Consider the following 25,392-nt stretch of genomic DNA (forward strand, 5'->3'; position numbering starts at 1 on the left):
CCCAGCGTCAGCTGCTCGTCCAGGAACAGCGCGCCCGCCGCCACCGCCACCGCCGGGTTGACGTACGTGATCACCGTCGAGCGGGTCGGGCCGACCTCCTTGATCAGCTCCAGGAAGGCGACGAACGCCACCGCCGTGCAGATCACGCCCAGGCCCGCCAGGGCCAGCAGGACGGTGGGCGAGGGCACCGTGGAAGGCCAGGTCATCGCGGCCGGCGTTGCGTACACCAGCGCTGCCAGGCCCAGGCAGGATGCCGTGAGCTGCAAGGACGGGACATTCCTCAGGTGCCGTGCCGCTATCAGGGGCGCCGTCGCGTAGCCCACCACCGTCACCAGCACCTCCGCCAGCGAGCGGGCGTCCCCGCCCGTCAGATGCGGGACGGTCAGGACCCCCACTCCCGCCAGGCCCAGCCCCAGACCCGTCAACCGCCTCGCCCCCAGCCGCTCCGTGTCGCCGAAGAAGCGGGCCAGTGCCACGCCCACGATCGGCACCCCGGCGATCAGCAGACCCGCCGTCGAGCTGGACAGATGGCGTTCGGCGTCCGTGAGCGTGAACCACGGGCCGATGATCTCGATGCAGGCGAAGGCCAGCATCGGCTTCCAGAACGACCTGACGGTCCCCGCCAAGCCCCTCGCCGCGAACGGCAGCAGCAGCGCCGCGCCCAGTGCGCATCGCGTGAACACCACCACCGACGGGGACAGCGGGGCCTCCACCGCCACCTTGATCATCAGGTAGGGGATGCCCCAGACCACTCCCATCAGGGAGAACAGGAACCAGCCGCGTGCAGTCATGCGGGCAGTTTCGGCCGCCGTCTCAGCCGGCGTCTTGAACGCTGTTGCGGTACGCCGCCGGCGTCACCCCCAGCACCCGCCGGAACCACCGCGTGAGGTGCGCCTGGTCCGCGAAGCCCACCAGCGACGCCACATCGGCGGGGCGGATGCCCGACTCCAGCAGGCGTCGGGCTCGGTGCACCCGGTGCTGGGCCAGCCAGGCGTACGGCGGGATCCCCATCGTCGTACGGAAGGCACGAAGCAATTGGTAGCGGGACATGCCCTGTTCCGCGGCCAGGTCCGCCAGCGAGGGCGGTTCCAGCAGTTCGTCGGCCAGACGGTCTCGTACGGCGAGCGCGATGCGGTCGGCACCCGGCACCGTGTCCGACGCCGGGCGGGATGACGAGTGACGGCGGGCCAGTGCCGTGAGCAGCCACGGGAGGCGGGACTCCGCCTCCAGTGGGTCGGGGCAGGCGCTCAAGTCCGTATGTGTGCTGCGCAACGCCGCGGCCAGCTCGGGGTCGTCTATCAGCGGCTCACGGAAGTGCGGGGCCTCCGGGCCCAGGATCCCGTCCCTCAGCAGGCCGGTCTCCGCGTACAGGGCCCGGTACGCGTAGCCGTCCGTGGCGTTTCCGGGGCCGCCCGTGTGCACCTCCCCCGGCGCCAGTACGACGATGCTGCCCGGCCCCGTACGGATGTGTCCGCCCCGGTAGTCGATGATCTCCGAGCCGCCCACACAGACGCCGACCGTGAACTCGTCATGGGCGTGCGGGGCGTAGGCATGCTTGTCGAAGCGGGCCGTCAGAAGGTCCAGGCGCGGACCGCAACGGCCCAGCCTCGCCCTGGTCCACAGCGCCTGCTCCACGCGGTGCCCCCTGTCCGTCGTCCTCAGGGTGCAACGCCGGGGTACTCAGAGAAAGTCCGCTGTCTCGAGGTCGAAGGAGAACGGCTCAGGGAGCGCGAGCGGCTTCCCGAAAGGCCGGGTGCACTGCTCGCGGTAGTCATCCTTCTCCGGGTCGCTGAAGAGAGTGATCGAGGTGGCCTCACGGTCGACCAGCAGATACAGGGGGATGCCACCGCGGGCGTAGCAGCGGCGTTTGGCCTCGCGGTCGGCCTTGGGCTTGGTGGACGTCACCTCAAGGACCATGGCTACCCCTTGGCAGGGCATCCAGGAGTCGGCGCCCCGGTAGAGCCGCAGTTCCCTGGGGGCGAAGGTGCCGTCCGGGATCAGGCGGTCTTTCGGGCAGTCACCCCTGCTCTCCAGCTTCAGCCCCTTGTTTCCGGCGAACTGCATCCTGGTTCGGGACTGCTGGTGCACCTGCTCCACGATCAGTCCGATGTAGTCCTCGTGGTCCCCGTCCGGCGGCGGCGTCACGACGATCTCCCCCTCGATCAGCTCGGCCCGGAAACCCTCCGGAGCGTCCAGGGCGAGAAAGCCCTCGAGCAGGACGTCCGCCTGCGTGAGCGGCTCGTGGGCCATGGCAGTCATGTCACGCCCCTCCTTCTGTCGCTCGCCAGACTGGGACATCGGCTGATCACCTGTCCGTGAGATCGGAAACCGTTCCCTCGATCGTGGCACACGTTCCCGGCCACCGTCAGGCACGTCGAACCGTGTGCTTGACCCTGCCGCAACGTCAACGTCTCTACTGATCCCATGCGGATCGGAGAACTCGCCGCCGCCGTCGGCGTCACCACGCGGACCGTGCGGCACTACCACCATCAGGGGCTGCTGCCCGAACCGGAACGGCTGGGCAACGGGTATCGGGACTACACCCTGCGGCACGCCGTCGTGCTCGCGCGGATCCGGCGGCTGACCGAGTTGGGGCTGGGGCTCGCGGAGGTGCGGGACGTGCTGGCCGATGACACGGAGAAGGAGCTCACCGAGATCCTCCAGGAGCTGGACGAGGATCTCGCCCGGCAGGAGGCGGCGATCCGGGAGCGGCGCGTACGGTTGCGGGCGCTGCTGGACGCCGACGGGCTGCCCGCCGAAGGGCCCGTCTCCCCCGAACTCGCCGCGCTGTTCAGTGAGATGGCCCCGCTGTCCGACTCCCCCATGGCCGCCAAGGACCGCGAGGTGCTCGCCCTCATCGAGGCCGCCGCGGGTCCGGAGGAGCGGGAGCGGATGCTGTCGGCGGTGAGCTCCGTGCTCGCCTCGCCCGAAGGGGTGGCCAAGGCCAACGAGGCGTACGCGCTCCTCGACGCGCTCGCCGAAGCCTCCGTCGACGATCCTCGCGTGGACGACGCCGCCCGCAAGCTCGCCGAGAGCACACCGCGCGAACTGCTCCCCGAAGCCGTCTCCCTGGACCACGGCAGCAGCTTCCTGCGCGCCTTCTACGCCGACTTCGCCCCGGCCCAGGCGGAGGCCATCCGTCGCGCCATGCGCATCCTCACGGAGGAGACATGAAGACAGCGGCCTCCGCCCTCGTACGGCATGAACTGCGGCTGTTCGTCAGCCTCGCGCTGTGGGTGGCCCGGCGGACGCACCAGACCCGGCACGGACGAGGATTCGGATACGCCCGTGGCGAGGGGCCGTTGATGTTCGGGTTGGCGTTCGTGTGCGTGATCGAGTCGGTGACGATGTCCGTGCTGCTGCGGGATCTGCCCGCCGTGCACACGCCCGTCCTCGTCCTGGACGTCTACACCATCGTCCTCGTCATCGGCATGCACGCGGCCAACGCCGTACGGCCCCACGTGCTCTACGCCGACTCCCTCCGCATCCGCCGCGCCGCGCACGTCGACCTGCGCATACCGCTGCACCAAATCACCGGCGTACGGCGCGAGTTGCGCGCCACCCACCAGCGCGCCGACGGCGAACTCGACCTCGCCATGGGCGCACGGACCACCGTCACCCTCGAACTGGCCCAGCCAGTCCGTCACTTCACCTTCCTCGGGCGCCCGAAGCAGATCCGCCTCGTCCGCTTCCACGCCGACGAACCCGGCGAGCTCGTACGCGCGATCACGCAGGCACGAAACGCACGGTCGGAGCAGGTTCCGGGTCGGCCTGTGTGAGGCGGACCCGGAGCCGCTCGCCCAGGGACAGACCGGCGCCCTCGACGCGTCCGATCACCGCCGGTGACTCCAACTGCACCACGCCCACTGTCGGTCGACGCTCCTCCAGTTCCACCACGCACCCGTCGAACACCTCCCCCACCCGGTCCTTCAGCAGGGCCGCCTCGACGATGTCCACGCAGGCCCGTTCCACCGCGCCCGCGCGCCGGCCGCCCTCGGCCATTTCGCGAGGCAGCGCATCGAACGCGGCCAGGACCCAGTCGGGCACCGGCTCCCCCGCGACCGCCGCGAGGCAGATCTCCGACGCGTACCGGTCGGCCAGGCGGCGCAGTGGTGCCGTGCAGTGGGCGTAGGGCGCGGCCACCGCCGAGTGGGTGGTGATGTCGGGCAGTACGCCGTCCCTGAAGACCGTGTAGCCCGCGCCCCGCAGCAGCGTCGTGCACTCCTGGAGGAACGCCGCGTGGTGCGGGACATGCGGGTCCAGGGAGCGGACCAGCGCCGCGTACGACACGTGGTGCGGCCAGTCGATGTGCAGGGCGTGGGCCGTGCGGCGCAGGCGGCCGACCGCGCCGTCGGGGGCGGCGGGGAGGGTGCGCAGGACGCCGGTGCCGTGCCCCAGCATCAGGTCCGCCGCCGCCATCCCGGTCAGGAGGGAGATCTGGGCGTTCCAGCCGTCGGCGGGGAGCGGGGCGCGGTACGTCAGTTCGTACGTCCCGTCCCGCTCGACGATCTCCTGTTCGGGGACGTTCAGCGAGATCCCGCCCCGCTCCACCTCCAGCTCCTCCCGCAGCCGTCCGATCACCTCCAGCAGCGCCAGTGGCTCCTCGGCCGTCTTCGAGTCGATCTCCTTCTGTACGCCCTCGTAGTTCAGCTTGGCCCGGCTGCGGACCAGGGCGCGGCGGACGTCGACGGCGACGGTACGGCCGTCCGCGTCGAGGTCGATCGTCCACAGGGCGGCCGGGCGCGTCCGGTCCGGGAGCAGACTGGCCGCGCCCTCGCTGAGGGAGACGGGGTGCAGGGGGACCTTCTCGTCCGGGAAGTAGAGGGTCATCACGCGGCGGTGCGTCTCCGCGTCGAGCGCCGACCCGGGGGTGACGAAGGCGGCGACGTCCGCGATGGCGTACCGGACGCGGTAGCCGGTGCCCTGGCGGGAGAGGTGCATCGCCTGGTCGAGGTCGGTGGAGGTGGGCGGGTCGATCGTGAACAGGGGGATGTCGGTGGCGTCGTACGAGGGGCGCGCGGGAGGTGTCCCGGCGTCCGCCGAGGCCTCCGGCGGATACGTCTCCGGCACTCCCAGTTCGGTGCGCAGCGCTGTGAGGGCGGCCCGGAGGGGGGCTTCGAGGGCGCCGGTCACGCGGATGTGGCGGCGGGGCATACAGCGAGCGTAGGGCCGGGAACCCCGAGGAGCACGCCGTACGCTGTCGCAGAGCTGTACAGGATCTACAGCCGTTACAGCTGCTACCGCCGCTACCGAAGGAGATCCCGCCCGTGCTTGTCCTGCTGCCGCCGTCCGAAGGCAAGGCCTCCTCCGGTCGTGGCGCCCCGCTGAAGCTGGAGTCGTTGTCGCTGCCGGGGCTGACCGAGGCCCGTGAGGCCGTTCTCGGCGAGCTCGTCGAGCTGTGCGCCGGTGACGAGGGCAAGGCGCGTGAGGTGCTCGGGCTGAGCGAGGGGCTGCGGGGCGAGGTCGGCAAGAACACCGAACTGCGGACCGCCGGGGCACGGCCCGCCGGGGAGATCTACACAGGTGTGCTGTACGACGCTCTGGAGCTGTCCTCCCTCGACACGGCCGCCAAGAAGCGGGCCGCCCGTCAGCTGCTCGTCTTCTCGGGGCTGTGGGGTGCCGTCGGGGTCGCCGACAGGATCCCCTCGTACCGGTGCTCCATGGGCGTGAAGCTGCCCGGCCTCGGAGCGCTGGGCGCGCACTGGCGTACGCCGATGGCGGCGGCGCTTCCCGAGGCCGCCGGGAACGGGCTGGTGCTGGATCTGCGGTCCTCGGCGTACGCGGCGGCGTGGAAGCCGAAGGGTGAGGTGGCCGGGCGGACGGCGAGCGTGCGGGTGCTGCACGCGCCGACGCGCAAGGTGGTCAGCCACTTCAACAAGGCGACCAAGGGGCGGATCGTACGGAGTCTGCTGTCGGCGGGCATCGCGCCGGCGGGGCCTGCCGAGCTGGTGGAGGCGTTGCGGGACCTGGGGTACGTGGTGGAGGTGGCGCCGCCGAAGGGGGCCGGGAAGGCCTGGACGCTGGACGTTCTCGTGGACGAGATCCACTGACGGTTGCAGCATCTGCAACGCTCGTTGCAGCTATCGCTTCCCCTGGGCACGATGAGGCCATGACCTCGCCGCTGCCCTCCTCCCCGCTGCCCTCCTCGCCGTACGCCTCCGTGCTCGACCTCGCGCCCGTCGTGCCCGTCGTCGTCATCGAGGACGCCTCCGATGCCGTGCCGCTGGCGCGGGCGCTGGTCGCCGGAGGGCTGCCGGCGATCGAGGTGACCTTGCGGACGCCGGTCGCGCTGGAGGCGATCCGGGCCATCGCCGACGGTGTACCCGGCGCGGTGGTCGGGGCGGGGACGGTCGTGACGCCGGAGCAGGTGACGCAGTGCGTGCGGGCCGGGGCGCGGTTTCTGGTCAGCCCGGGCTGGACCGACGTACTGCTGACCGCGATGCGGGCGTCCGGGGTGCCGTTCCTGCCGGGGGTGTCCACGGTGTCGGAGGTCGTGGCGCTGCTGGAGCGCGGGGTGCGGGAGATGAAGTTCTTCCCGGCGCAGGCGGCGGGCGGGACGGCGTATCTGAAGTCGCTGGCCGGTCCGCTGCCTCAGGCGCGGTTCTGCCCTACGGGGGGTATCGGTCCGGCGAACGCACCGGAGTATCTGTCCCTGCCCAACGTCGGTTGCGTGGGCGGAACGTGGATGCTGCCCGCGGATGCGGTCGCCGCGCGGGACTGGGACCGGATCGAAGAGCTGGCCCGCGCGGCGTCGGGGCTCAGGGACGCAGGTGGGACGTGTCGTTGAAGAGCCGCACGCTCGCGTTGCCGTCGGCGTAGTACGCCACGGCGGACAGGGACGCGGCCGACAGCTCCATCCGGAACAGGGACTCCGGCGGGGCGCCGAGCGCGAGTCGTACGAACGTCTTGATCGGCGTGACATGCGTGACGAGCAGGACCGTACGTCCCGCGTACGCCGCGACCAGCTTGTCCCTCGTCGCCGCGATACGGGTGGCCGTGGCCGCGAAGCTCTCACCGCCGCCGGTGGGTTCGGCGTCCGGGTCGGAGAGCCAGGTGTTGAGGTCGTCGGGGTAGCGCTCCCGTACCTCGGCGAAGGTGAGCCCCTCCCACGCCCCGAAGTCGGTCTCCCGGAGCCCGTCCTCGACGGTCACGTCGAGCCCGAGCCGCTCGGCCACGGCGGCGGCGGTCTCCCGGGTACGGGTGAGGGGCGAGGCGAGGATCTCCTGGACCGTGCCACGCCGGGCGAGCGCGGCGGCGACCCGCTCGGCCTGCCCACGCCCCACGTCGGACAGGGACGGATCGGTCCCTCCACTCCCGGAGAAGCGCTTCTGAGGCGTCAACGGCGTCTCCCCGTGCCGTAGCAGCACAAAGGTCGCGGGCGCCCCCATGTCGGCCGGCGCCCACCCGGGGCTGGCCACCACCTTCGCGGCACGCACATCAGCCTCGGCCTCAGCGGCTCCGCCGCCCAAAGACTCCACCGCTCCGCGGCGGGACGAAGAGGCGGCCGCGTCCAGCTCCGCCGTCGAGTCCGACGCCGACCACTGCTCCCCCCGCTTCCCCGCATCCATCGCCTCGTTGGCGAGCCGGTCCGCGTGCTTGTTGCGCTCCCGCGGGATCCATTCGTACGTCACCTGGTCCGCCGGATACACCCGCCCCGCCTCCATCGCGAGCGGCTTCATGTCCGGGTGCTTGATCTTCCAGCGGCCCGACATCTGCTCGACGACGAGCTTGGAGTCCATGCGGACATGGACGGAGGCGGCGGGGTCCAGTTCGTGCGCGGCGCGGAGGCCGGCCACCAGGCCCCGGTACTCGGCGACGTTGTTCGTCGCGACGCCGATGTACTCGGCCCGCTCCGCCAACGTCTCGCCGGTCGCCGCGTCGATGACCACCGAGCCGTAGCCCGCGGGTCCGGGGTTGCCCCGGGACCCGCCGTCGGCCTCGACGATGAACTCCCGCACGCGCAACGCTCCTTACAGGCCGGACTCGGACGTACGCACCAGGATGCGACGGCAGTTCTCGCAGCGGACGACCGTGTCCGGCGCGGCCGCACGGATCTCGTTGATGTCGGTGATCGCCAGCTCCTGGCGGCAGCCCTGGCAGGTGCGCTGGTACAGCTTCGCCGCACCGATGCCGCCCTGCTGCTCGCGCAGCTTGTCGTAGAGCTTGAGCAGGTCCGCGGGGATCGTGCCCGCGATGACCTCGCGCTCCTTGGTGACGGTGGCGACCTCGTTGTCGATGCCCTCGAACGCCGCCTCCCGGCGGGCCGTCGCGTCGTCGACCTTGCCCTGCACCGCGCCGACCCGCTCGGTCAGCTCGACGACCCGCTCCTGCGCGGACTCCCGGCGCTCCATGACCTCCAGGACGATGTCCTCCAGGTCGCCCTGGCGCTTGGCGAGGGAGGTGATCTCGCGCTGGAGGTTCTCCAGGTCCTTCGGGGAGGTGGCGGCCCCGGAGTCCAGGCGCTGCTGGTCGCGGGTGGCGCGCTGACGCACCTGGTCCACGTCCTGCTCGGCCTTGGTCTGCTCGCGGGCGGTGTCGCTCTCCTCGGTCTGCGCGGCGACCAGCAGGTCACGCAGTTGGGTGTGGTCCTTGGTCAGCGACTCGATCTCGGCGTGCTCGGGCAGCGACTTGCGCTTGTGCGCGAGCTGCTGGAGGCGGACGTCGAGGCCCTGGACCTCGAGGAGACGGATCTGGTCGGCGGGCGCGGCGTTCAGTTGGGGGCTCCCAGTGAGTCGGTGGTGTCGGTGGCGGACGCCGCGTGGGCGGTCCAGGGGTCGGTGACCGTCTTGGAGACGTGGACCCGCAGGCCCCATCCGTGGCGGTCGGAGATCTCGTCGAGCTGGGTCGCGGCCAGCTCGCACCAGGGCCATTCGGTGGCCCAGTGCGCCGCGTCGAGCAACGCGAGAGGGGTTTGGGCTCGGGCCTCGGATGCCGGGTGGTGGCGGAGGTCCGCGGTGAGGAAGGCGTCGACGCCGGCGGCGCGTACGACGTCGAAGAGGCTGTCGCCGGAGCCGCCGCTGACGGCGACCGTGCGGACGACCGCCTCGGGGTCGCCGGCGACGCGGATGCCCTGCGCGGTGGCGGGGAGCCGGGCGGCGGCCCGTGCGGCGAAGTCCTTCAGCGAAAGGGGGTGGTCCAGCTCGCAGATCCGGCCGAGGCCTCGGCGGCCCTCCTTGTCGGAGGGGTCCGGCACCAGCGGTCGTACGACCCGGAGGTCCAGCGCGCCCGCGAGCGCGTCGCTCACCCCGGGGTCCGCCGTGTCCGCGTTCGTGTGCGCCACGTGCAGGGCGATGTCGTTCTTGATGAGCGTGTGGACGACGCGGCCCTTGAAGTGGGTCGCCGCGACCGTGGTCGTACCGCGCAGATAGAGCGGGTGGTGGGTGACCAGCAGGTCGGCGCCCAGCTTCACCGCCTCGTCGACGATCTCCTGGACCGGGTCGACGGCGAACAGGACCCGCGAGACCTCCTGGTCGGGGTCGCCCACGACGGTGCCGACCGCGTCCCAGGACTCGGCCCGCTCGGCGGGCCACAGGTTCTCCAGCGCGGTGATGACTTCAGACAGACGGGGCACGGGGCAAAGGCTACCTGGCTGGTCTGTGCCGATGTACCGGTCCGGCTCCCGATGACCCCGCCCAGCACAATCGTCCCGTTTTCCTCAGGCGAATCGTTCCTGTGCCATCCCTTTGTGTGAAGTGGCCGTCAGCTCGTCCCACGTCCGTGCGTGCGAAACTAGCTTCGTGGCCGGAGGTGACCGAACGATGACGGCCTGTGCGATCGAGCCCACGGCGGCGGACGAGGACGGTACGCCGCAGGCTGGCTGCACGATCACCGCGGACGGCGCGTACGCCGCCCGCCTCACGCTGGACGGCGACTCTTGGTTCCCGGAGCGCTGGACGCTGGACGGCCCCGAGCCGTACGCGGTACCGCTGCCCGGCAACCAGCCGGAGGAGCCGGGCACCGAGGTGCAGCCGATGGGCGACGGACGGGTTCTGATCAGGCGGTTCGCGGACGGGCGGCACAACTTCTCGCTGCTCTACCCGACCGTTCCCGCCACCGGTGAGCTGCCGCTCGGGGCGGTCGAGTGCCCGGAGGAGGGCACCCGGCTGTGGCTGCTGCCGCCCGCGCCGGGGGGCGAGAAGGCGTACGCCCTCGCCGCGGGCCGGCACTCGACCGCGGTGTGGCTGGTGGCGGGGGGCGCCTTCGGGCCCGAGCACCTCGCGGAGGTCCCGGGGCGCTGCTCGGGCGGGGTGTGGCTGGACCGGGCGGGGCGGATGCTGGCCCTGGACCGGGAGGTCGGGGGGTTCACCAAGGCGATCGTGGTCGATCTGGAGCGGGGCGGTGAGGTGTCGCCGCTGCTGCAGATCTCCGCCGGCAGTGACGACCGGCTGCTGCTCGCCGACCCGGACAGCAGGCTGCTGCTGATCCGTTCGGACGCGCCCGGTGAGGAGCGGCTCGGCTGGGGGGTGCTCGGCAGCACGCTGCCGGTGCGTTTCCCGGAGAGCCTGCGGCTGCCCGAGTGCGTGGTGACGCCGTTCGCCGTCCAGCCGGGGCAGGTGCTGATGCCGGAGAACTGTGCGGTGGCGCTGCGGATCGACGGGCCGGTGGGCAGCTGGGTCGGCATGTGGCGGCCGAACGGGCGGCAGGTGCACCATCTCGCGGCGCCCATGGGGTGGTTGACGGGCGCCGGGCTGTGGACGCGGGACGGGGTGCTGCGACTGCCGTACGCGACGGACGAAGCGCCGTGCGCGGTGGCGGAGTTGACGGTGCCCACGGGGGAACCGGGGGGCGGGGGAAGGACGGGGGACGCGGGCCCGGGGGATCCGGTCCGGGACGCGACGGCCGACGAGTCGACGCCGGGGAGGCCGTCGGACTCGGACGGGCCGTCGCAACCGGATCCCCCGGAGCCCGCGGTACTGAGACCGGTGCCACTCGGGAAGGCGCCGTTGGAAGCGCTCGGGAAAGTGGCGCAGAAGAGCCTCGGGAAAACGGCGTTGGGTGGTCTTGTAACGAACTAGTGCCGGTTGGCGTGGCCGCCTGGATTCGCCCCGTGGTCGGTTGGTTAAACTCGCCCGGCTGTTAGAAAGATCATGTTGACGGGGTGAGTTCTTCCGATGAGCGACGCAAGCACGATTCAGCCGCCGCGCACCGATGTCCAGCAGTCGTCCGGCCACGGTCGGCACCGGGGGCAGGTCTCGGCTCACGACGGCGATTCGGCCCCTCGGGGCCGGCACCGCAAGCCGGTCGAGGAAGCCGAAAAGGCTGCCTGACGGTACGAAGAAGGGGTCCGCGTGTCGCCTGACACGCGGGCCCCTTCGTATGTCTACTCCCGTTCCGTATGTCTACTCCCGCTTGAGCCCCAGCACCTCCGCCGCCGCGAACGTCTCCCCCGGCGGCCGCGCCGCGTAGTGCGGGGTGAGCAGCGCGTCCAGTTCGTCGTAGGTGAAGGTCTCCTGCTTGCTGTCGAACTTGGCCTGCACACGCGGGCGGTCGACCAGGGCGACCATCCCTCCGTGTACGACCAGCAGCTGGCCGTTGACGCGTGCGGCGGCGGGTGAGGCCAGGTAACCGACGAGCGGGGCGACATGCTCGGGGGCGAGGGGGTCGAGCCCGGCGTCGGGCGCTTCGAAGCCCGCGAAGACGTCCTCGGTCATCCGGGTGCGGGCGCGCGGGCAGATGGCGTTCGCGGTGACGCCGTACTTGGCGAGGGCGAGCGCCGTGGAGGTGGTGAGCCCGACGATTCCGCCTTTCGCGGCGGCGTAGTTGGGCTGTCCGGCCGAACCCGCGAGGAACGCCTCCGACGAGGTGTTCACGATCCGCCCGTACACCGGCCCGTCCACCGCCTTGGACCTCTCGCGCCAGTGCGCGGCGGCGAAGCGGGTGGTGTTGAAGTGGCCCTTGAGATGGACCCGGATCACCGAGTCCCACTCCTGCTCGGTCATGGAGAAGACCATGCGGTCGCGCAGGATGCCCGCGTTGTTGACGAGGATGTCGAGCTTGCCGAACTCCTCGACGGCCGACTGGACGAGTCGCTGGGCCTGTGGGAAGTCGGAGACGTCCCCGGTGTGGGCGAGCGCCTTGCCGCCCGCCGCGCGGATCTCGGCGGCGACCTCCTCGGCGGGGCCCGCGGAGGCCTCGCCGGAGCCGTCGCGGCCGGGCTGCCCGTAGTCGTTGACGACGACGGCGGCACCGAGCCGGGCGAGTTCGAGCGCCTCGGCCCGGCCGAGGCCGCGTCCGGCGCCGGTGACGATCGCGGAGAGCCCCTCAAGTGGCAGTGACATACCCGGAGTTCCTCAGATCTCTATGCAGGTGCGCAGCGAGGTGCCGGTGCGCATCTGGTCCAGGGCCTCGTTGATGTCGGCCAGCGGGACGCGGTGGGTGATCAGGCCCGCCAGGTCGACGCGGCCCGCCCGCCACAGGGCGATGGTCCGCTCGTAGGAGGTCAGGACGTCACCGCCGCCGTACATGGAGGGCAGGATCCGCTTCTCGTCGAAGAACAGCTCGAACATGTTGAGCTGGAGGTTGTCGTCCATGGCGCCCGCGCCGACGACGACCAGGGTGCCGCCGCGCCGGGTGTTGTCGTACGCGGTGCGCGCCGTGGCGGACCTGCCGACGACCTCGAAGACGTAGTCGAAGCCCTCGCCCGCGGTGACCTGTTGCTTGGCGTCGGCCAGCTCGTCGGGGGAAACGGCCCTGGTGGCACCGAACTTGAGGGCGGACTCCCGGCGGGAGAGCACCGGGTCGACGGCCACGATCTCCGCCGCGCCCTTGAGCCGGGCGCCCTGGATCGCGGAGATGCCGACACCGCCGCAGCCGATGACGGCGACGGACGAACCGGCCTGTACGTCGGCGGTGTTGAGGGCGGCGCCAAGACCCGTGGTGACTCCGCAGCCGATCAGCGCGGCGATGTCGAAGGGCACGTCGTCGGGGATCGGCACCGCGCAGCCCGCGTCGACGACGACCTCCTCGGTGAAGGTGCCGGTGCCGGCCATGCCGAAGACGTCTCCGGCGGGGCGCCTGAAGTTGGGGGTGCCGGCGTTCATGAACCCGGCCAGACACAGCTCGGTCTGGCCGCGCTTGCACGCCGGACACGCGCCGCAGGCGGGCAGCCAGCAGACGACGACCCGGTCACCGGCCTTCAAGTTGCCGACGCCCTCTCCGACTTCGAGGATCTCGCCCGCGCCCTCGTGACCGGGTACGAAGGGCGCGGGCTGCGGCAGCACGCCGCTCATCCCGGACAGGTCCGAGTGGCACAGCCCCGCGGCCCGCACCCTGATCCTGACCTTTCCGGGACCGAACCCCACCGCCTCGACGTCGTCGAGGATCTCCAGCTTGTCCTGGCCGATCTCGTGCAGTACGGCTGCGCGCATGGTGCGGCTCCCCTCAACGGCTGGTGTGCTCAGGTGTGTTCGACGACGGTGTCGGCGAGGACGGGCGCGTCGTCCCGCTCGACGGCGCTCACGGCGACCCGTACGGCGTCCTGCTGTTCCCACATCCGGATGCGCAGGGTCTCCCCCGGGTACACGACCCCGGCGAACCGGGTGACGTACGAGCGCACCCGCGCCACGTCCCCGCCCAGCACGGTGTCGACGACCGCCTTGAGCGTGATGCCGTAGGTGCACAGCCCGTGCAGGATGGGCCGCTCGAACCCGGCGACCTTGGCGAACTCGGGGTCGGCGTGCAGCGGGTTCCAGTCGCCGGAGAGGCGGTAGAGCAGGGCCTGGTCCTCACGGACGGCCCGCTCGACGACCCGGTCCGGCTCGCCGGAGGGCGGGTCGAGGCGGCCGGACGGCCCCCGGTCGCCACCCCAGCCCCCTTCTCCCCGCACGAAGATCTGGGCGTCGTTGGTCCACAACGGGCCGTCGGCGTCGGCGACCTCGGTGCGCATGACGAGGACCGCGGCCTTGCCCTTGTCGTGGACCGCGGCGATACGGCCGGTGGCGGTGGCGGTGCCCGCGACGGGCAGCGGGCGGTGGATGGTCAGCGACTGGCCGCCGTGCAGGACCTTGGCGAGGTCGACCTCGATGCCGGGCATGGACAGACCGCTGATCACGCCGGGCGAGCCGGAGCCGGCGACGGTGGCGAAGCTCGGCAGGACATGCAGTCGTGACTCGAGGGTGTAGCGCAGCTCGTCCGGGTCCGTCGCCGGGACGCCTGCTCCGATGCCGAGGTGGTAGAGCTGCACGTCCTTGGAGTTCCAGGCGATCTCGCCCGTCCTGGGTTCGGCGGCCACTGCCTTTGCGGCGTCGATGGGCATGGGGCTCCTGGGGGCTCAGAGACCTCGGTGCGGCCGTCCGCACCGTCGGCCGCACCGAGGTCGTTCACGGGTCCGTGCCTCCGCGCTCGTTCTAGAACGCGTTCCAGTACGGCGACCCCTGTATAGCCCAGCTCTCAGAAGTTGTGAAGACTACTGACGGCATGTCAGATGCTGGGCCTCATGACATTTGTACTGCCGGATTCCGTACATGTCCCTCTGCCGCGCACGTGGGCGGGTTCGTAGCGTGGGAGCCATGACACAGGACAGCGGGAACGGGTCGTGGTTGCGGAAGACGTCGTGCCGTATGGACGCGTGGCAGGTGGCGCGGGCGGACTGGAAGTCGGACATGGAACGCTTCAAGGCCGACCAGCGCACCGCCCGCAAGACCGGCGTGCCGGTCGAGGACCCGGGCCCACCGCCCACCGGCTTCTCCTTCCTCCCCTGGCTGCTGATGGGAATGGGCGCCTTCTCCAACATCTTCCAGGCCGGAACACCCCAGCCATGGCTGGGCGCCCTCGGCCTGCTCGCCTTCAACTCCCTCTACATCTACGTCGTCTTCCGCGCCTTCGTGAAGGAGAAGCGCGAGGCCCGCTCGACCCGGGTCGCGCTCGTCCTGATGGGCGTGGTCACCTGCGCCCTGGCCATCGGCTACGGCGGCAACTGGCTGTTCTTCTTCCCGCTGCTCGGACTGGCCACGGGCGCCGTGACCCGGGGCCCTTGGCTCGGCCGTACCGGGCTCGGCCTCACCGCACTCGCGGTGGCCGTCTCCGCGGTCCAGGACGGCTGGGACGCGGTGAACATCGGATACGCCACCTTCCTTTCGACGATGGTGACCGCGGCGATCCTGTCCCTCTCCGAAGCGGTACGGGAGTTGCGCGCCGCCCGCGAGGAACTGGCCCGGCGCGCGGTCGAGAAGGAGCGCCTGCGCTTCTCCCGTGACCTCCACGACCTCCTCGGCCACACCCTGTCCGTGATCGTGGTCAAGTCGGAGGCCGCCCGCCGTCTGGCCTCCCGCGACATGGACGCGGCCCTCGCCCAGATCACCGACATCGAGTCCGTCGGCCGCCAGGCGCTCACCGAGATCCGCGAGGCGGTGACCGGCTACCGCGAGGGAAGCCTCAGCACAGAGCTGGACCGCGCCCGCTCGGCCCTGGAGGCCGCGTCCGTCGAACCCGTCGTACGCCACTCCGGCCCACCCCTGACCGCCCACACGGAGACGCTGCTGAGCTGGGTCGTACGGGAGGCCGTGACCAACGCGGTGCGGCACAGCGGGGCTTCACGGTGCGAGATCGCGGTGGAGGGGACGGCGGAACGGGTGCGGCTGCGGGTGGTGGACGACGGGCGGGGGCCGGTCGATGCGGTGGGCTCCGCCGGCACCGGACTGAAGGGTCTGGCCGAACGCCTCGCGGCAGCGGGCGGGCGACTGGAGGCGGGCCCGGGCCCGAGGGGCGGGTTCGTGGTGGAGGCGGAGCTCCCGGTGGAGGTACTGGAGCGGGAGGTGGTGACGGTGGGGTGAGGGGCCCGGGTGAGGAGCCCGGGGGCAGGGCCCGGGGGCGGGAGTGATTGGCAGATGGGTCTCAGGACTGGAGGAGAAAGGCGCAGGTGGGGCGGGCTGGGGCTGGGACGGATCTGCCGATCGCCGATCTGCGGGGTGGGGTGGGTCAGAAGTGCGTGGGGATATTGAAGGCGCGGCGGAGTTGTGCCATGTCGTGGCGGTCTCGGGGCGTCGGCTCGTAGCCCTGGTGGAAATGGACCTGCTGGGCGGCGGAGAGGCAGGGGACCGGGGTGGATCCGATGGTGCCGGTCACGAAGGCGGAGGCGGGGTAGGGGAAGGGGTTCTGCGGGTCGAAGGAAGCCTGCGTCGCGGAGCCGTCCTCGTCGAAGACCAGCGGGTGCAGATCGATCTCCCTGCCGTCCGGGGCCGTCACGACGAAGCGGACGGGGCGCCAGTCGAGGCTCTCCACGTACCCGGCCTCGGACAGGGCCGCCGTGACGGCCGGCTCCTGCTCCAGGCGGTGCATCAGGTCGAGGTCGCGATGGTCCCGGGTCTGCTCACCGACCAGCGCGTCGATGCCCCAGCCTCCACCGACCCAGACCTCCACATGCGCCCGCCGCAGCAGGGCGAGCACGGACAACACGTCATCGGCCGACATCACTTGGAGCATGTTAGGTGCAAGGCACACCGGCACGACTCCGCGCCGAGCACACCCGGCCCCCGCGCCCTACCCTTGGGCCGTGAACGAGATGCCCCGGGACCACCGGCCCACCAAGTCCATCAGGGTTCTGCTCGCCGAGGACCAGGGGATGATGCGGGGCGCGCTCGCGCTGCTGCTCGGCATGGAGGCGGACATCGAGGTCGTGGCCCAGGTGGGGGCCGGCGACGAGATCGTGGACGCGGCGCTGATCCACCGCCCGGACGTCGCGCTTCTCGACATCGAACTGCCCGGCAAGAGCGGCCTCGACGCCGCCGCCGAGCTCCGTGACGAGGCCCCCGACTGCCGGGTCCTGATCCTCACCACCTTCGGCCGCCCCGGCTATCTCCGCCGGGCCATGGAGGCCGGCGCCGCGGGCTTCCTGGTGAAGGACGGCCCCGTCGAGGAACTGGCCTCCTCCATCCGCCGTGTCCTGACCGGCGAGACGGTCATCGACTCCGCCCTCGCCGCGGCCGCCCTCAGCGCCGGCCCCAACCCCCTCACCTCCCGCGAGTGCGACGTACTGAGCGCCTCGGCGGACGGGGCGACGGTCGCCGACATCGCCTCCGCCCTCCACCTCTCCGAGTCCACCGTCCGCAACTACCTCTCCTCCGCCATCGGCAAGACCGCCACCCGCAACCGGATGGAGGCACTGCGGGAGGCTCGACAGCAGGGGTGGGTGTGACGGGAGCCCTCGACGCCCACGCCCCCGCCGCTGCCACCGTCCAAACCCGGTGCTGGGCAGAACCGCCCCCACCCCGCACCCCGTTACCGCACCCTCGTCACCTCCGCCGACTGCGCCGCCGTGCCCTCCGGGGCCAGGCAGACGAACCAGTCCACCGGGGAACCCTCCGCCGGGCGGATCGCCGGGGTGTCGGTGCTGGTGTCCTCGTTCTGCGGGGCCCTGTCGACCTTGGTCGCCGTGCCGTTCTTCCAGGTGCAGGTGACCTGCTGGGCGTTCTTGCCGACCATGCCGATGACCAGGCGTTCCGGACCGTCGGTGTCGATGTCGAAGGGGGTCGAGGCGGACTGGAGGTCCGTGCCCGCCATGGTGTCGTGCTTCGTGAACAGGTCCTCGAACGTCTTCCGCCGCTCGTCGCCGTTGCTGAAGTACACGAGGTACGACCTCTTGCCGATCAGTTCGGAGGGCTTCGTCCCGGCCGGCGCATCGCCGTACTCACCCATCGCCGCAAACTGACCCGCCGCCTGCGCCTCGGTCCGCGGCGCGGCCCAGACGTCGATGGCGACCCGCCACTCCTTGCCGTTCTCCGTGCCGGTCGCGAGGGTCGTCCGGGTGGGGGTGAACAGGTCGGGTGCGGGCGTCGCCGACTGCGTCGCCGCCGGTGCCACCGTCCGGTCCCCGCCCGGCAGTCCCGCCACCGCGAGCGTCGCCGAGGAACCGGCGAGCACCAGGGCCGTGGCCGCGGCGACCGCCCAGCGGCGGGCCTTGCGGCGACGGCCGCCGCGAATGACCGCCTCGTAGGGGGCTATACCGATCTCGACCTCGTCCGCGGCTCCGGCCAGCATGGAGGCGATGTCACCGTTCGTCATGTCGTGGTTCGTCTCCCGGTCCGCGTTCATCACTTCCGCCCTCCCTGCGTCACGACGTCGGCCAGCCCCGGTATGGCGCGGAGTTTCGCGATTCCCTTGGCCGCGTTGCTCTTCACCGAGCCGACGGAACAGCCCATCGCCTCGGCGGTCTGTGTCTCGGTGAGGTCCTCCCAGTAGCGCAGGACGACCGCCTCGCGCTGCCGTGGCGGCAACTGGGACAACGCCTTCAGCAGGGCGTTGCGGTCCTCGGCCTGGGCGATGCGGTCGCCGGTGTCGGCGATCTCGCGTACGAGGCCCGAGTCGTCCTTGGGCGCCAGGAACTCCCGGAGCCGTCGACGGTGTTTTCGTGCGTGCGCGTTGATCATCACGCGCCGTACATACGCCTCCGGGTCGTCGGCCGAGCCGACTCTGCGCCAGGCCACGTAGACCTGTTCCAGGGTCGACTGGACCAGGTCCTCCGCGCCGTGCTGCTCCCCCGTGAGGAGAAATGCCGTCCGCATCAGCCGCGGCCAGCGGCCGATGACGAAGCTCTGGAACTCCTCGTCCCGAGCCTCTTTTCGATCCCCCATGGGCACCTCCCACCTCCTAGATGTCTAAAGGAGTCCATGGGCCGCCCAGACCGTTGCCTCAGTCGGGGGAAATCTTTTCGCCCGCCGGAATCCTCCCGCCCACCTGGCCGCCGACCTCGGAGCGTTCACCGGCGAGCTGCTCCCCCGCCCCCCGTCTCACTCCGCGGAAAACTTCCGACCCGTCTCTGCCTCTGACCCCGCCCCCGCCCCCGGCCCCTCCCCCATCTCGTCCTCGGCCTCCCCCGACACCGGAGCCAGCACCGGAACGGCCACCGGAACCGCCACCGCCGCCGGAACCCTCCGCGGCAGCCACACCAACATCACCACCGCCCCGCCCACCAACACCCCGGCCCCCGTCCGGAACACCAGCGCATACCCCTCCGTCAGCGCCTCCCGCCCCGTGCTCCCCGCCGTCCGCGCCGCCGCCAGCGTCGACATCACCGCGAGTCCCAGTGAGCCGCCCATCGTGCGCGAGGTGTTGACCAGGCCCGACACCAGTCCCGCCTCCCCGGGCGCCGCCCCCGACGTGGCCAGCGCGGCCAGGGGTGTCGTGGCGAGACCGGCTCCGAGCATCATCAGGATGCCGGGGATCATGATCGTGACGACGTAGTCCCCGTCCACACTCATCGTCGACTGCCAGGCGAACCCGGCCACAGCCACGAGGGTCCCCAGCACCGCCACGTTCCGCTCGCCCAGCACTCGCATGAACCGTGGCGCCGCCTTCGACGCCAGCACGATCGCCAGGGAGCTCGGCACCAGGGCGAGACCGGCCTCGGTCGGGGAGTAGCCGAGCACGTTCTGGGCGTACAGCGTCATGAAGAACCACATGCAGAACATCGCGGAGCCGCTCAGGAACATCGCCACGTTGGCGGACGCCACCGAGCGTCGGCGCAGCAGTCCGAGCGGCATCAGCGGGGCCGCCGTACGCGCCTCGACCAGCAGGAACACTCCGATCAGCGCCACCCCGACCATGAGCGGGACCACCGTCGCCGCCGACGTCCACCCCTCGGCCTCCGTCTGCGAGATGCCGTACGCCGAAGCCGCCAGCCCCGCCGTCACCAGCACCGCGCCGGGCAGGTCGAGTCGGCGCCCGTTCCCGGCCCGGTTCTCGGCCAGCCACCACAGGGCGCCGAGGAGGAGGACCGCGCCGACCGGCACGTTGACCAGCAGCGTCCAGCGCCACGACCACACGTCCACCAGCACCCCGCCGACGAACCCGCCCGCCGCTCCGCCGCCCGCACCCACCGCCGTCCAGGTCGCTATGGCACGCGCGCGTGCCGCCCCCTCGGGTACCGCGGACGTGACGATCGTCAGTGTCGAGGGCGCCAGCACCGCCGCGCCCAGCCCCTGCACGGCCCGTGCGACCAGCAGCTGCCAGCCGTCCTGGGCCAGTCCGCCGCCCAGCGAGGCGAGCGTGAACAGGCCGAGCCCGACCAGGAACATCCGCTTGCGCCCGTACAGGTCGCCGGCCCGCCCGCCGAGCAGCATGAACCCGGCGAAGGCGATCGCGTACGCGTTCACCACCCACTGCAGGCCCTGCTCGCTCAGGGCCAGGTCGGCCCGTACCGACGGCAGTGCCACGTTGACGACGGACATGTCGAGCACGACGAGGAACTGTCCGGCGCACGCGAGCGCCACGACCAGCCAGACGGGAGGCTTCGTACGTGGACGGGGGGCACGGGTTACTGCGGCGGCTTCCGGCATGGCCGTCATGGTCTCAACCGCCGGATGCCCCCGGCATCGGGATTTCGGCCCAGTCCGCCCCCGCAGGAGGACCTAGGCCGGGCCGGGCCTGGGCTCGCCTCTCCTTCAAGAGAAGATAAAGAAATCGTTAGCTGGCCAAAGCATCGGAATAGTTGCCCCAGCACACCGGGTTGGCCACTCACATGAGATCTACGCCGACCGATCAGCCCAGCCGCCCGGCGAGCGGCGCCCTCGTCCCGGTGCTCGCCTTCGCGGGCATCGTCGTCGCGGTGATGCAGACCCTGCTCGTCCCGGTCATCAAGGACCTGCCCCAGCTCCTCGACACCGAGCCCAGCAACGCCACCTGGGTCCTGACCTCCACGCTTCTCTCGGGCGCCGTGGCCACTCCGATCATGGGCCGCCTCGGCGACCTGTACGGCAAGCGCCGGCTGCTGATCGTCAGCCTGGCGGTGATGGTGGTCGGCGCGCTGGTCAGCGCGCTCACCAGCGACCTGATCGTCATGATCGTCGGCCGTACCCTCCAGGGCTTCGCGATGGGCGCGATCCCCCTCGGCATCGGGCTGATGCGCGACATGCTGCCCCGCGAGAAGCTCGGCTCGGCGATGGCCCTGATGAGCTCCTCGATCGGCGTCGGCGGCGGCCTCGCCCTGCCGCTGGCGGCCCTGATCGCCCAGCACGCCGACTGGCACGCCCTCTTCTACGGTGCCGCGGGCCTCGGCGCGCTCTCCATCGCCCTCACCCTCCTCGTCGTACCGGAATCCCCCATGCGCGCCGAGGGCTCCTTCGACGTGCTCGGCGCGTTCGGTCTCTCCACCGGCCTGGTCCTCTTCCTCCTGCCCATCACCAAGGGCAGCGACTGGGGCTGGACCTCGGGCACCACGCTCGGCCTGTTCGCCGCGTCGGCCCTCGTACTGCTCCTGTGGGGCGTCTTCGAGCTGCGCACCAAGGCGCCGCTCGTCGACCTGCGCACCACGGCCCGCCCGGCCGTCCTCTTCACCAACCTCGCGTCGATCATGGTCGGGGTCAGCTTCTACGTCGTCTCGCTGGTCCTCCCCCAGCTCCTCCAGCTCCCGAAGGCCACCGGCTACGGCCTCGGCCAGTCGATGGTCGTCGCCGGACTGCTGGTCGCCCCGCTGGGCCTGACGATGATGTTCACGGCGCCGGTCTACGCCCGTCTGTCCGCGAAGTACGGCCCCAAGACCACCCTCATCCTCGGCATGCTGATCATCGCGATCGGCTACGGAGCGGGTCTGGGTCTCATGAGCGCCGCCTGGCAGAGCCTGGTCATCGCCGTCGTCCTCGGTGCGGGCATCGGCCTCGCCTACTCCTCGCTCCCCGCCCTGATCGTCGGCGCGGTCCCGGCCTCGGAGACGGGCGCGGCCAACGGCCTCAACACGCTGATGCGATCCATCGGTACGTCGGTGTCGAGCGCCGTCATCGGCATGGTGCTGGCCAACACGGCGAACACCGTGAACGGCGTCGCGATCCCGACCATGCACGGTTTCCGCGTCTCCTTCCTCATCGCGACCGGTGCGGTGGCGGTCGGTCTGCTGATGGCCCTGTTCCTGCCGAAGCCGAACCGTGCGCCCCAACTGCGGGCGAGCAGCGAGGAGGAGGACAACCTGGCGCGCGCCGAGGAGGCCCTGCGCGGATTCCGCGGCCGGGTCCTGGACGCCGAGGGCACCCCGGTCCCCCGCGCCAAGGTCACGCTCATCGACCGCCGCGGCCGCCAGGCGGGCGCGACGCTCTCCGACGAGGACGGCAGTTACGCCCTCGCGGTCCCGTCCCAGGGCGCGTACGTCCTGGCCGCCCGCGCCACCGGCCACGGCCCGCTCGCCTCGTCGGCGACCCACGCGGGCGACGAGAGCGCGGTCGCCCTGGACCTGTCGCTGCCGGGTGAGACGGTCTCCGCACCCTGAGCGAAGGGTTCGCCGGACGCGGTCTTGCGGGGCCTCCGGGACAGGTGGGCCGGGTGTGGACGTACAGCCAAGTCCCAGTGGACCCAGTTGCTCACGGATGGCCGAGTACGCCCCGGGGCGCCCTGATCGCGTTCCGGCCCCACCCCGCCGTACCCCCTGTCGCCCGCCGGCCAGGGGGTACGGCAGCATGGGGCGCCCACAGACCCGTACGACCGGAAGGCCCCCGCCCATGACCGCGGCACCCAAGCCCGAGATCCTGGCCGCGTTCGAGGCGGCGAAGGGATTCATGCCGGTGGACGAGGGCCTCGCCTTCTACACGGCCGCCGTCGAGGCCGGCGCTCTCGGGCTGCCGCTCCTGGAGGTCGGCACGTACTGCGGCCGCTCCGCGATCCTGCTCGCCGACGCGGCCCGCTCGGCCGGTGTCACCGCGCTGACCGTCGACCACCACCGCGGCAGCGAGGAGCAGCAGCCCGGCTGGGAGTACCACGACCCCGAGACGGTCGACCCCGAGATCGGCCTGATGGACACCCTGCCGACGTTCCGCCGGACCCTGCACAAGGCGGGCCTGGAGGACCACATCGTGGCCCTGGTCGGCCGTTCCCCGCAGATCGCGAAGATCTGGAGCTCCCCCCTCGCCCTCGTCTTCATCGACGGCGGCCACACCGACGAGCACGCGGGCGCCGACTACGAGGGCTGGGCGCCCCATGTCGCGGAGGGCGGACTGCTCCTCATCCACGACGTGCACCCGGACCCGAAGGACGAGTTCACCGGCCAGGCGCCGTACCGGATCTATCTGCGGGCGCTGGAGTCAGGGGCATTCACGGAGGTGTCCGCCACGGACACGCTGCGCGTGCTGCGGCGGGTGGGTGCAGGGATCTGAGGCGCCGCGGGTCTCAGGGCTTCACGTTGATGTCGATGTCGACCGGGGTCTGGATGACATTGCCCGTGCCGACGCCCGGCTGACCGTAGACGTGGTCGACGGCACAGACGTCTTCCGGCGGCGCGCAGGGGAACGCGGCGGCCTGGGCCGTCGGCGCGCCCAGCACGACCGTCCCGGCGACGGCGCTGAGGACACTCGCCATGACACGCATATATGAACTCATGGGCGATTCTCGGCATATCACCCAGCCGTGAGCGACACCGACGGTGCCGTTCGGATGAAGCGACCTGCTCGGCGGCCACCCGCCTGCCGTGCCGGTGACCCGCCGCTAGGGTGGCTGTCGTGTCGTACGTAGGCCCGGACTTCGATCCTCCCCAGCCCCGCCGTTCCCGGCGCCGCCCCCTGACCGTCGCGGTCGCCGCGCTCGTCCCGGGCGCACTGCTCGGGTGGCTGGTGTACGAGACGGTGGGCGGATCCGGTGGAGGCTCCGAGGAGGCGGTGGGGACACCGACGTCGTCGTCGAGCACGCCGGCCTCTCCTTCGACGTCCTCGACGCCCTCGACGTCCTCGACCTCCGCGCCCGACGACGAGAAGCCGAGCTCCGCCCCCACCACTTCGGCACCCGCCGCCTCCGGCCCCCTCAAGGGCAAGGTCGTCGTCATCGACCCGGGTCACAACCCGAACAACTTCCAGCACACGGCCGACATCAACCGCAAGGTGAACATCGGTACGGGCTGGAAGGAGTGCGACACCACGGGCACCTCCACCAACTCCGGTTACGCGGAAGCCAAGTTCACCCTCGACGTGGCCCACCGTCTGCGCACCCTGCTGGAGAAACAGGGCGCCACGGTGAAGCTGACGCAGGACGGCGACCGGACGTACGGCCCGTGCATCGACGAGCGGGCGAGCATCGGCAACAAGGCGGACGCGGACGCCGTGGTGTCGATCCACGCGGACGGCGCGGGCGCCGGCCAGCGCGGCTTCCACGTCATCCTCCCCGGCAAGGTCAAGGCGGGCAGCGCCGACACCGGCCCGATCGTCGCCTCCTCCGCCGAACTCGGCGAGCGCATCGCCGGCAACTTCGTCCGCGTCACGGGCAGCGCCCCCTCCAACTACGTCGGCGACGGCACCGGGCTGGTCACGCGTAAGGACCTCGGCGGTCTCAATCTGTCAACGGTTCCCAAGGTGTTCATCGAGTGCGGCAACATGCGCGATACCAAGGACGCGGCACAGTTGACCAGCGGTGCCTGGCGACAGAAGGCGGCGCAGGGGATCTCTGAGGGGATTGTGAGTTTCCTGCGCGGGTAGCGTTCCGCGGGTTGATCCCCGGGGACAGCTTCGTCGGACGGACGATAAGGTCGTCTTTACGATGAGGGGCCACCCCCGCGCTTCACACAGGGGCCTTACGGCGACATGGTGACAGCGACGCCTCCAACGAAGCCGATGACGAGACGACTGAACCGAAGGACCTAGAAGTGAATATCCGCTCCCTCACTCGAGGCGACGGCGTGGTGATCGGAGCAGCGGTACTGCTGTTCATCGCGTCGTTCCTCGAGCTCTACTCCGTCTCCGGGTACGACCTTGACGTGAACGCGTGGGACAGCCTCGGCATGGGCCTCGGCATCTACATGGGCGGGGTCATCGGCGCCGCGCTGATCGTGATCAGCCGCTGCCTGCCGCAGCCCCGCAAGGTCGCCGGCCTTGACCTCGGAACGGTCGGCGTGGCCTTCACGGTCCTCGCCGCCTGGAGCTTGTTCTGGTCGCTGGTGGACTCCGGCGACAACACCGACGCCGGCTCTGGCCTCATCCTCGGCTTCATCGCGTCGCTCCTCCTGGCCGCGGCCGCCGTCGCCACCCCCTTGGTCGGCGCTCTCCAGGCCGCCCTCGTCCCGGCCCCCCGCCCCGCCGCCCCCCAGCCCTACGGCGCCCAGCCGCCCGGCGGTTACGGCTACCCGGGCGCGGGCGCTCCGCAGCCGGGTCAGCCGCAGCCCTACGGTGGTCAGCCGCAGCCGGGTCAGCCGTACGGCGGCCAGCCGCAGCCCGGTCCGAGCCAGCCGCAGCCCCAGGCGCCCCAGCCGGCCGGGGACTTCTCCCCGTTCTGGTTCGCGGTGCCGGTGGCGCGCCCCCTGTTCTCGGAGGACGGCTCGCAGTCGCCGATCGCCGAACTCGCCCCGGGTACCTGGTACCTGGCCGTCGAGCAGCGCGGCGCCAACCTGGTCGCGCAGACGCAGGACGGCCGTCGCGGCGTACTGCAGGACACCTCGGGCATCCAGCGCGGCTGATCCCGAAGCGACATCAACGCACGGCCCCTCGCCCTTCCGGG

25 protein-coding genes and 1 pseudogene are annotated in these 25,392 nt (G+C 71.4%); 11 read left to right on the forward strand and 15 right to left on the reverse strand.

Translation table 11 applies throughout. From position 1 onward, the window contains the following. Positions 1-14: 14 nt before the first annotated feature. The 3 genes and pseudogenes from OHU89_RS16085 to OHU89_RS16095 all read right to left on the reverse strand — a co-directional run. Positions 15-791: pseudogene (locus OHU89_RS16085) on the reverse strand (DMT family transporter); the annotation flags it as partial. A 22-nt stretch (positions 792-813) separates the two neighbouring features. Further along, positions 814-1,635, reverse strand: a complete 822-nt coding sequence (locus OHU89_RS16090) for a helix-turn-helix domain-containing protein (RefSeq protein ID WP_405643454.1) — start codon at positions 1,633-1,635, stop codon at positions 814-816. 45 nt (positions 1,636-1,680) lie between these two features. Further along, complete coding sequence (locus tag OHU89_RS16095; protein WP_405643457.1) at positions 1,681-2,259, reverse strand: Uma2 family endonuclease; 579 nt, start codon at positions 2,257-2,259, stop codon at positions 1,681-1,683. A 165-nt stretch (positions 2,260-2,424) separates the two neighbouring features. Here OHU89_RS16095 and OHU89_RS16100 point away from each other — a divergent pair, with 165 nt between their 5' ends. Next, entirely contained in the window at positions 2,425-3,174 is a 750-nt protein-coding gene (locus OHU89_RS16100; protein WP_405643460.1) for a MerR family transcriptional regulator, read from the forward strand. Next, positions 3,171-3,779 carry a hypothetical protein gene (locus OHU89_RS16105; protein ID WP_405643463.1) on the forward strand — a complete coding sequence of 203 codons (609 nt, stop codon included), beginning with the start codon at positions 3,171-3,173 and terminating at the stop codon, positions 3,777-3,779. Before OHU89_RS16100 ends, OHU89_RS16105 begins: the two co-directional genes overlap by 4 nt. Here OHU89_RS16105 and OHU89_RS16110 read toward each other — a convergent pair. Further along, positions 3,727-5,154 (reverse strand): RNB domain-containing ribonuclease, encoded by a 1,428-nt coding sequence (locus tag OHU89_RS16110; RefSeq protein ID WP_405643466.1) that lies wholly within the window; start codon positions 5,152-5,154, stop codon positions 3,727-3,729. The two genes, OHU89_RS16105 and OHU89_RS16110, sit on opposite strands and share 53 nt — an antisense overlap. Positions 5,155-5,267: 113 nt before the next feature. Here OHU89_RS16110 and yaaA point away from each other — a divergent pair, with 113 nt between their 5' ends. Together yaaA and OHU89_RS16120 are read left to right on the forward strand one after the other, a co-directional pair. Beyond that, positions 5,268-6,050 carry a peroxide stress protein YaaA gene (gene yaaA / locus OHU89_RS16115; RefSeq protein ID WP_405643469.1) on the forward strand — a complete coding sequence of 261 codons (783 nt, stop codon included), beginning with the start codon at positions 5,268-5,270 and terminating at the stop codon, positions 6,048-6,050. A 59-nt stretch (positions 6,051-6,109) separates the two neighbouring features. Further along, positions 6,110-6,787, forward strand: a complete 678-nt coding sequence (locus OHU89_RS16120; protein ID WP_405643472.1) for a bifunctional 4-hydroxy-2-oxoglutarate aldolase/2-dehydro-3-deoxy-phosphogluconate aldolase — start codon at positions 6,110-6,112, stop codon at positions 6,785-6,787. Here OHU89_RS16120 and OHU89_RS16125 read toward each other — a convergent pair. Genes OHU89_RS16125 through OHU89_RS16135 form a run of 3 tightly spaced genes read right to left on the reverse strand, consistent with a single transcriptional unit; the run spans position 6,759 to position 9,571 of the window. After that, positions 6,759-7,958 (reverse strand): bifunctional RNase H/acid phosphatase, encoded by a 1,200-nt coding sequence (locus tag OHU89_RS16125; protein ID WP_405643475.1) that lies wholly within the window; start codon positions 7,956-7,958, stop codon positions 6,759-6,761. The two genes, OHU89_RS16120 and OHU89_RS16125, sit on opposite strands and share 29 nt — an antisense overlap. Before the next feature lie 12 nt (positions 7,959-7,970). Continuing rightward, positions 7,971-8,714: a zinc ribbon domain-containing protein gene (locus tag OHU89_RS16130; protein ID WP_267016521.1), complete on the reverse strand. Its 744-nt coding sequence runs from the start codon at positions 8,712-8,714 to the stop codon at positions 7,971-7,973. Continuing rightward, positions 8,711-9,571 carry a Nif3-like dinuclear metal center hexameric protein gene (locus tag OHU89_RS16135; RefSeq protein ID WP_405643478.1) on the reverse strand — a complete coding sequence of 287 codons (861 nt, stop codon included), beginning with the start codon at positions 9,569-9,571 and terminating at the stop codon, positions 8,711-8,713. The genes OHU89_RS16130 and OHU89_RS16135 overlap by 4 nt, the downstream gene beginning before the upstream one ends. 187 nt (positions 9,572-9,758) lie before the next feature. On the opposite strand from OHU89_RS16135, the gene OHU89_RS16140 reads away from it, so the two are divergent. Then, positions 9,759-11,015: a hypothetical protein gene (locus OHU89_RS16140; protein WP_405643481.1), complete on the forward strand. Its 1,257-nt coding sequence runs from the start codon at positions 9,759-9,761 to the stop codon at positions 11,013-11,015. A gap of 324 nt (positions 11,016-11,339) precedes the next feature. Here OHU89_RS16140 and OHU89_RS16145 read toward each other — a convergent pair whose 3' ends face one another. The 3 genes from OHU89_RS16145 to OHU89_RS16155 are packed head-to-tail and all read right to left on the reverse strand — an operon-like array spanning position 11,340 to position 14,254. After that, positions 11,340-12,278: a 3-oxoacyl-ACP reductase gene (locus OHU89_RS16145; RefSeq protein ID WP_405643484.1), complete on the reverse strand. Its 939-nt coding sequence runs from the start codon at positions 12,276-12,278 to the stop codon at positions 11,340-11,342. A 12-nt stretch (positions 12,279-12,290) separates the two neighbouring features. After that, positions 12,291-13,367, reverse strand: coding sequence for a Zn-dependent alcohol dehydrogenase (locus tag OHU89_RS16150; protein WP_405643487.1), 1,077 nt, complete (start codon positions 13,365-13,367; stop codon positions 12,291-12,293). Positions 13,368-13,396: 29 nt separating this feature from the next. Then, positions 13,397-14,254: a MaoC/PaaZ C-terminal domain-containing protein gene (locus OHU89_RS16155; RefSeq protein WP_405643489.1), complete on the reverse strand. Its 858-nt coding sequence runs from the start codon at positions 14,252-14,254 to the stop codon at positions 13,397-13,399. Between the two features lie 253 nt (positions 14,255-14,507). Here OHU89_RS16155 and OHU89_RS16160 point away from each other — a divergent pair, with 253 nt between their 5' ends. Beyond that, positions 14,508-15,770 (forward strand): sensor histidine kinase, encoded by a 1,263-nt coding sequence (locus OHU89_RS16160; protein WP_405643492.1) that lies wholly within the window; start codon positions 14,508-14,510, stop codon positions 15,768-15,770. Between the two features lie 145 nt (positions 15,771-15,915). Here OHU89_RS16160 and OHU89_RS16165 read toward each other — a convergent pair whose 3' ends face one another. Beyond that, complete coding sequence (locus OHU89_RS16165) at positions 15,916-16,407, reverse strand: nucleotidyltransferase domain-containing protein (RefSeq protein ID WP_405643495.1); 492 nt, start codon at positions 16,405-16,407, stop codon at positions 15,916-15,918. 91 nt (positions 16,408-16,498) lie between these two features. Between OHU89_RS16165 and OHU89_RS16170 the strand changes: the two genes are divergently transcribed. Then, positions 16,499-17,131 carry a response regulator gene (locus OHU89_RS16170; RefSeq protein ID WP_405654511.1) on the forward strand — a complete coding sequence of 211 codons (633 nt, stop codon included), beginning with the start codon at positions 16,499-16,501 and terminating at the stop codon, positions 17,129-17,131. An 83-nt stretch (positions 17,132-17,214) separates the two neighbouring features. On the opposite strand, the gene OHU89_RS16175 is transcribed toward OHU89_RS16170, so the two are convergent. From OHU89_RS16175 to OHU89_RS16185, 3 genes are all read right to left on the reverse strand, one after another. Beyond that, positions 17,215-18,027, reverse strand: a complete 813-nt coding sequence (locus OHU89_RS16175; protein ID WP_405643498.1) for a hypothetical protein — start codon at positions 18,025-18,027, stop codon at positions 17,215-17,217. Then, positions 18,027-18,566 (reverse strand): SigE family RNA polymerase sigma factor, encoded by a 540-nt coding sequence (locus OHU89_RS16180; RefSeq protein ID WP_266893200.1) that lies wholly within the window; start codon positions 18,564-18,566, stop codon positions 18,027-18,029. Before OHU89_RS16180 ends, OHU89_RS16175 begins: the two co-directional genes overlap by 1 nt. A gap of 156 nt (positions 18,567-18,722) precedes the next feature. Further along, entirely contained in the window at positions 18,723-20,279 is a 1,557-nt protein-coding gene (locus OHU89_RS16185) for an MFS transporter (protein WP_405643501.1), read from the reverse strand. A 173-nt stretch (positions 20,280-20,452) separates the two neighbouring features. Here OHU89_RS16185 and OHU89_RS16190 point away from each other — a divergent pair, with 173 nt between their 5' ends. Together OHU89_RS16190 and OHU89_RS16195 are read left to right on the forward strand one after the other, a co-directional pair. After that, a complete protein-coding gene (locus tag OHU89_RS16190; RefSeq protein WP_405643503.1) occupies positions 20,453-22,189 on the forward strand; it encodes an MFS transporter in 1,737 nt (578 codons plus the stop codon). A gap of 229 nt (positions 22,190-22,418) precedes the next feature. Beyond that, complete coding sequence (locus OHU89_RS16195) at positions 22,419-23,069, forward strand: class I SAM-dependent methyltransferase (protein WP_405643505.1); 651 nt, start codon at positions 22,419-22,421, stop codon at positions 23,067-23,069. Positions 23,070-23,082: 13 nt separating this feature from the next. Here OHU89_RS16195 and OHU89_RS16200 read toward each other — a convergent pair whose 3' ends face one another. Next, positions 23,083-23,271 (reverse strand): chaplin family protein, encoded by a 189-nt coding sequence (locus tag OHU89_RS16200; protein ID WP_405643508.1) that lies wholly within the window; start codon positions 23,269-23,271, stop codon positions 23,083-23,085. A 140-nt stretch (positions 23,272-23,411) separates the two neighbouring features. Here OHU89_RS16200 and OHU89_RS16205 point away from each other — a divergent pair, with 140 nt between their 5' ends. After that, complete coding sequence (locus OHU89_RS16205; RefSeq protein ID WP_405643510.1) at positions 23,412-24,377, forward strand: N-acetylmuramoyl-L-alanine amidase; 966 nt, start codon at positions 23,412-23,414, stop codon at positions 24,375-24,377. A gap of 167 nt (positions 24,378-24,544) precedes the next feature. After that, positions 24,545-25,351 (forward strand): DUF5336 domain-containing protein, encoded by an 807-nt coding sequence (locus tag OHU89_RS16210; RefSeq protein WP_405643513.1) that lies wholly within the window; start codon positions 24,545-24,547, stop codon positions 25,349-25,351. Positions 25,352-25,392 lie beyond the last annotated feature (41 nt).

Source organism: Streptomyces sp. NBC_00019, from assembly GCF_045041015.1.
Classification (GTDB): Bacteria; Actinomycetota; Actinomycetes; order Streptomycetales; family Streptomycetaceae; genus Streptomyces.